The sequence below is a fragment of the Kitasatospora sp. NPDC041988 genome (genome assembly GCF_055588525.1).
Genome location: NZ_JBVJCO010000100.1, coordinates 1 through 5,337, shown reverse-complemented (window position 1 = coordinate 5,337; position 5,337 = coordinate 1). Strand labels below are relative to the sequence as shown.

General features: G+C 71.1%; 3 protein-coding genes and 2 pseudogenes. All 5 read left to right on the top strand.

The genetic code is table 11. From position 1 onward, the window contains the following. Positions 1 to 93 (top strand): annotated as a pseudogene (locus ACZ6NC_RS41760) (ATP-binding protein); the annotation flags it as partial. A 400-nt stretch (positions 94 to 493) separates the two neighbouring features. After that, positions 494 to 3,931, top strand: a complete 3,438-nt coding sequence (locus tag ACZ6NC_RS41755) for a sensor histidine kinase (RefSeq protein WP_465739118.1) — start codon at positions 494 to 496, stop codon at positions 3,929 to 3,931. 10 nt (positions 3,932 to 3,941) lie between these two features. Next, entirely contained in the window at positions 3,942 to 4,355 is a 414-nt protein-coding gene (locus ACZ6NC_RS41750; protein ID WP_030057391.1) for a roadblock/LC7 domain-containing protein, read from the top strand. 160 nt (positions 4,356 to 4,515) lie between these two features. Then, positions 4,516 to 5,211 (top strand): DUF742 domain-containing protein, encoded by a 696-nt coding sequence (locus ACZ6NC_RS41745; RefSeq protein WP_465739117.1) that lies wholly within the window; start codon positions 4,516 to 4,518, stop codon positions 5,209 to 5,211. Further along, positions 5,192 to 5,337, top strand: a pseudogene (locus tag ACZ6NC_RS41740) (ATP-binding protein); the annotation flags it as partial. The gene ACZ6NC_RS41745 and the pseudogene ACZ6NC_RS41740, both read left to right, overlap by 20 nt.

The following is a 5,337-nucleotide window of genomic DNA, read 5'->3' as shown; positions in this document are numbered from 1 at the left end:
CCCGTCGTCACCCTGGACGCCCGACGGCGCGACAGCGCCAAGAGCGCCCTCATCACCCTCGTCGAACACGCCCTCCTCGCCCGCCTGCGGTAGGACGGCACGCAGGCCGGCAGCCCCGGTGTCCCGCCCACCCCGGCGGGACACCGGGGCACCCGCGCATGTGGGCCGGTGTCGTCCGGGCGGCCCGCGCAAGACCCCTGCATAAGCAGCGGATAACAGTTCGGTAGGCATTTTGTGATCAACAGTGACTCTGCGTGGCGAATCAGCGCCACTCAGCGCCAGAAGACCACAGTTTTGCGCCATCATGTCGGCGAATGTCCTAAATGTGCCGCAGCAGGGTGGTGTCAGCGGCTGTTTGTCCCCCATCCCTGCACGTGCTGAAATTCCAGCTACCCCTAAATCCCGTACGGCAGTCCCACCCAGCAGCGGACCACTGCCAGGGGTAGCGCTGGATTGATCCATGGCCGCCAATCGGCCGAGAGGTTGTTGTCGAGTGAGGCGTAAGCAGCAAGTCGCCCCGCAGCGGCGCTCCGAGCCCCGCCAGAGCGAGCCGAACGGTAACGCAACGGACCAGGCCGGATTCTCCGCGTTCACGCCGGGCCAGGAACGCCCGCCGGCCCCCAAGCCGCAGCCGCCGGCCCCCTCCACGGAGCGCCGCAGCGGCGCCTCCGCGGACGACGGCAACGGTGCCAAGGGCGGCGGCCGGTACGAGTTCCTCCGACCCCGCAACTGGCGTGTTCCGGCCCGTCTGATCGCGATCCTGCTGATCCCCGTGATCATCGGACTGATCTTCGGCGGCCTGCGCGTCAACACCTCGGTCGACGGCTACGTCAAGGCCTCGCGCGCCGAGAAGACCTCGCGCCTGGCCAAGGCGGCCACCGAGCTCGCCGAGGCGCTGGAGAACGAGCGCGACAAGACGATCAGCCCCATCCTGACCGGCCAGGACCCGAACGGCGACGTCGTCAAGACCCGTGCGACCACGGACGCCGCGCTCAAGGCGTACAACGCGGCCTACGAGGCCACCGACAAGTCCGGTGAGCTCCCCCACCGCCACCAGGCCTTCCAGAGCCTCGTGATCTTCCTGCCGCACCTGCGCGACAACGCCTACAAGCCGCAGCTGTTCGCCACCGCGACCCAGTCCGCCTACTCGACGATGGTCGCGCCGCTGCTGGCCTACGACAACTCGGTCGGCCTCGGCAGCACCAACATCACCAGCAAGGGCCGCGCGATCTACGCCATGTCGCTGGCCAAGGCCTCGGCCTCGACCCAGCGCGCGCTGATGCTCCAGCTGCTGGTCGGCATATCCGCGCAGTCCACGACCCGGTACGAGAACGTCGACCTGATCCAGCAGCTCCTGGTCTCCCAGAAGCTGGAGCAGGTCTCGATCTCCGAGTTCAACACCGGCAGCGCCCCCGAGGACGCCAAGCGGTACTCCGACGCCCAGGTCGCCCAGTCCGTCGCCGACCAGCGCTCCGCGTTCCGGATGCCGAACGGCAGCGTGCCCACCATGCAGGGCCTGATGGCCCTCGGTGCCGCGTACAGCCAGGCCGCCGCGGAGGGCCAGTCCAAGGGCAAGGCCGCCGCCGACGCCGCGTACAGCGAGGCCAAGAACGCCGGTCTGACCAAGGAGAACTGGGAACAGGCCTCCAACACCCACATCGCCACCCTGCGCACCGCCGAGGTCGCGCTGCTGGACGACGTCCTCGCCGACGCCGCGGACCTGCGGGACAACGCGCTCTACGACGCCATCCTCAACTCGGCGATCGTGCTCGCCGCGCTGGTCCTCGCCGGTGTCCTCACCGGCTACGTGGCCCGCTCGATGATTCTCGGCATGCGCACCCTGCGCAACGCCGCGCTGGAGATCGCCGACCACCGCCTGCCGGAGCTGGTCGAGAAGCTGTCCAAGACCGACCCGGAGCGGGTCGACACCTCGGTCACCCCGATCCCCCTGCACGGCAGGGACGAGATCGGCGAGGTCGCCCGGGCCTTCGACCAGGTCCACCGGCAGGCGGTCGAGCTCGCCGCCGAGCAGGCCCTGCTCCGAGGGAACGTCAACGCGATCTTCACCAACCTGTCGCGTCGCAGCCAGGGCCTGATCCAGCGCCAGCTGGCGCTGATCACCGACCTGGAGAACAACGAGGCCGACCCGGACCAGCTGGAGAACCTCTTCAAGCTGGACCACCTGGCCACCCGTATGCGCCGCAACGGTGAGAACCTGCTCGTCCTCGCGGGCGAGGAGGCCGGCCGCCGCTGGAACACCCCGGTCCCGCTGGTCGACGTGCTCCGCGCCGCCGCCTCCGAGGTGGAGCAGTACGAGCGCGTCGAGCTCGCGGGCATCCCCGAGGCCGAGGTCGTCGGCGCCGCCGTGACCGACCTCGTCCACCTCCTCGCCGAGCTGCTGGAGAACGCCACCTCGTTCTCCAGCCCGCAGACCCGGGTGCTGGTCAACGCGACCCGCCTGCCGGACGGCCGGGTGCTGGTCGAGATCCACGACAAGGGCATCGGCCTCACCGCCGAGGACTTCGCCGAGATCAACGAGAAGCTCGCCGAGCCGCCCACGGTCGACGCCACCATCTCCCGCCGCATGGGCCTCTTCGTGGTCGGCCGGCTCTCCCAGCGGCACGACGTCCGCGTCCAGCTCCGCCCCTCGGGCGAGTCCGCGGGCACCACCTCGCTGGTCATGCTGCCGCCGTTCCTGACCCAGATGGGCGCGGCGCCGGAGCCGGAGGAGCAGTTCACCGTCTCCCGGATCTTCGCCGACCAGGAGCCCGCCCAGGCCGACTGGGCCGCCGCGGCCCAGAACCAGCCGCGCAGCGCCGCCGAACTGGGCTTCGACGACCACCTGACCGGCAGCGCCGGCTCCAGCGGGTTCAGCCCGGCCCTGGAGGCCGTCCAGCGCTCGCAGCGGCTCGACCAGGTCCGCCGCGCCGCCCTGGAGGCCGGCCCGGAGACCGCGCAGATGCCCCCGGTGGTCGACGCCGAGGTCGAGGACGAGTACCCGGCGTACGGCCGCCGCAACGACGAGACCTACGCCCAGGACGACCAGTACGGGCAGCAGGGCTACGACCGGTCCGGCTACGCCGACGAGCAGTACGGGTACGGCCAGGACGAGTACGCCCGGAACGACTACGGGCAGGACGGGTACGGCCCGGACGCCTACGGCCGACTCCCGCAGCAGGGTTACGCCGACGACCAGTACGGCCAGAACCAGGGCCAGAACCCCGCCCAGGACGACCAGTACGGTCAGTACCAGGACTACCAGGGCTACAACGACGGCTACGCCGACGAGCAGTACGGCCACCAGGCCGAGGAGGCCCCGGCCGGCCACCCGTACAGCCCGGAGACCCCGGCGCTGCCCGCGGCCGAGCCGTCCACCACCCTGCCGTCCGGCCTCCCGCAGCGCCGCCCCGGCCAGCAGCTCGCGAGCGGCGGCCCCGCTGCCGCCCCGGGCGGCGGCCAGGGCACCGGCGAGACCCCGAACTGGTTCGCCGGCGCCAAGGACACCTCGGCGCCGACCGAACCGCGCGGACACGAGGTGTCCGCGCTGGGCGGGTACGGTCCCACCGGACCGACCGGCCCGACCAACGCCGCCTGGCAGTCGCCCAACGACGGCTCCTGGCAGCGTGCCGAGCAGCTCCGCGCGCCCGCCTCCGGTGGCACCACCCCGGCGGGCCTGCCCCGCCGGGTGCCCAAGCAGAACCTGGTGGCCGGCAACGCCAAGCCCACTCCGCAGGACGGGCCGCAGGTCTCCCGCAGCCCCGAGGAGGTTCGTGGACGCCTCACCAACCTGCGCCGCGGTGTGGAGCAGGGCCGCAGCGCCGGCAACACCGGAAGCTTCCGGATCGACCCCGATCAGGTAGACCCGTCCGGAAACGGACAGCAGAACCGCAGCACCGATCTCTTCGGCGGCTCGAACCACCAGGAGCGTTGAGTTGAGTCAGATGAGCCAGGCCGCACAGAACCTGAACTGGCTGATCACCAATTTCGTGGACAACACCCCTGGGGTGTCGCACACGGTGGTGGTCTCCGCGGACGGCCTCCTGCTGTGCATGTCCGAAGGTTTCCCCCGCGACCGCGCCGACCAGCTCGCCGCCGTCGCCTCCGGCCTCACCTCCCTCACCTCCGGCGCGAGCCGGATCTTCGAGGGCGGCGAGGTCAACCAGACCGTCGTCGAGATGGAGCGCGGCTTCCTCTTCCTGATGGCCGTCAGTGACGGCTCCGCCCTCGCCGTACTCGCCTCGCCGGACTCCGACATCGGTCTGGTCGGGTACGAAATGGCCCTCCTCGTCGACCGCGCCGGTGCCGTCCTCACCCCCGCACTTCGCGCAGAACTCCAGGGCAGTCTCCTGCACTGACGGTTCGTCGGATACCGTCCTGGTATTCGAAGCACCTCCACGGCCGCCCCGGGCCCGCTTCGGCGGGCTCGGGTTCGGACGTTGTACGGCTTCGCACCACCGGCTGGGGACCTGTGCCCGAGCTCGCACCGCACCGCCGCACCTTGTGAGGAGAGGAACCGTGACACCGCCCGACGACCGCAGCGGCCAGTACGGCGTTCCGTACCCTGGCACAGGCCATGACGCTTTCGGAGCCCCCGGCGTCGTCGGCCACGGTCAGCAGTACGGCCAGCAGTACGGACAGCCGCAGTACGGACAGCCGCAGCACCAGTACGGTCAGGCCCAGGAGCAGTACGGCCAGTACGCCCAGCCGCAGCCCTCCTACGACTCGCCCCCGGCCGGCTACCCGGCCCAGGACGGCCACCTGCCCGGCCGGCACGCCGGCCCCGGGCACGTCCCCGGCCAGAGCCCCGACCCCGGCTACGCGCCGGCCGAGGAGCCCGGGTACGCCGAGGAGTACGAGGACGACCACGACTCCGGCCCGCTGATCCGGCCGTTCGCGATGACCGGCGGCCGGACCCGCCCGCGCTACGAACTGGCGCTGGAGGCACTCGTCTCCGCCAGCGTCGACCCGCAGCGCCTGGCCACCCTGCTTCCCGAGCACCAGCGGATCTGCACCCTCTGCACCGAGGTGAAGTCCGTCGCCGAGGTCTCGGCGCTGCTCTCCCTTCCCCTGGGGGTGGCCCGCATCCTCGTGGCCGACCTGGCCGAGGCCGGCCTGGTCGCCATCCACCAGCCCGCTTCCGGCGGCGAATCCGGAAACCAGCCCGACGTCACGCTGCTCGAAAGGGTCCTCAGTGGACTTCGCAAGCTCTAACGCGGCCGCCCCCACCCGCGCCACCACCTCCGCGAAGATCGTCGTCGCCGGCGGCTTCGGTGTCGGCAAGACCACGCTCGTCGGCGCCGTCTCCGAGATCAACCCGCTGCGCACCGAAGCCGTCAT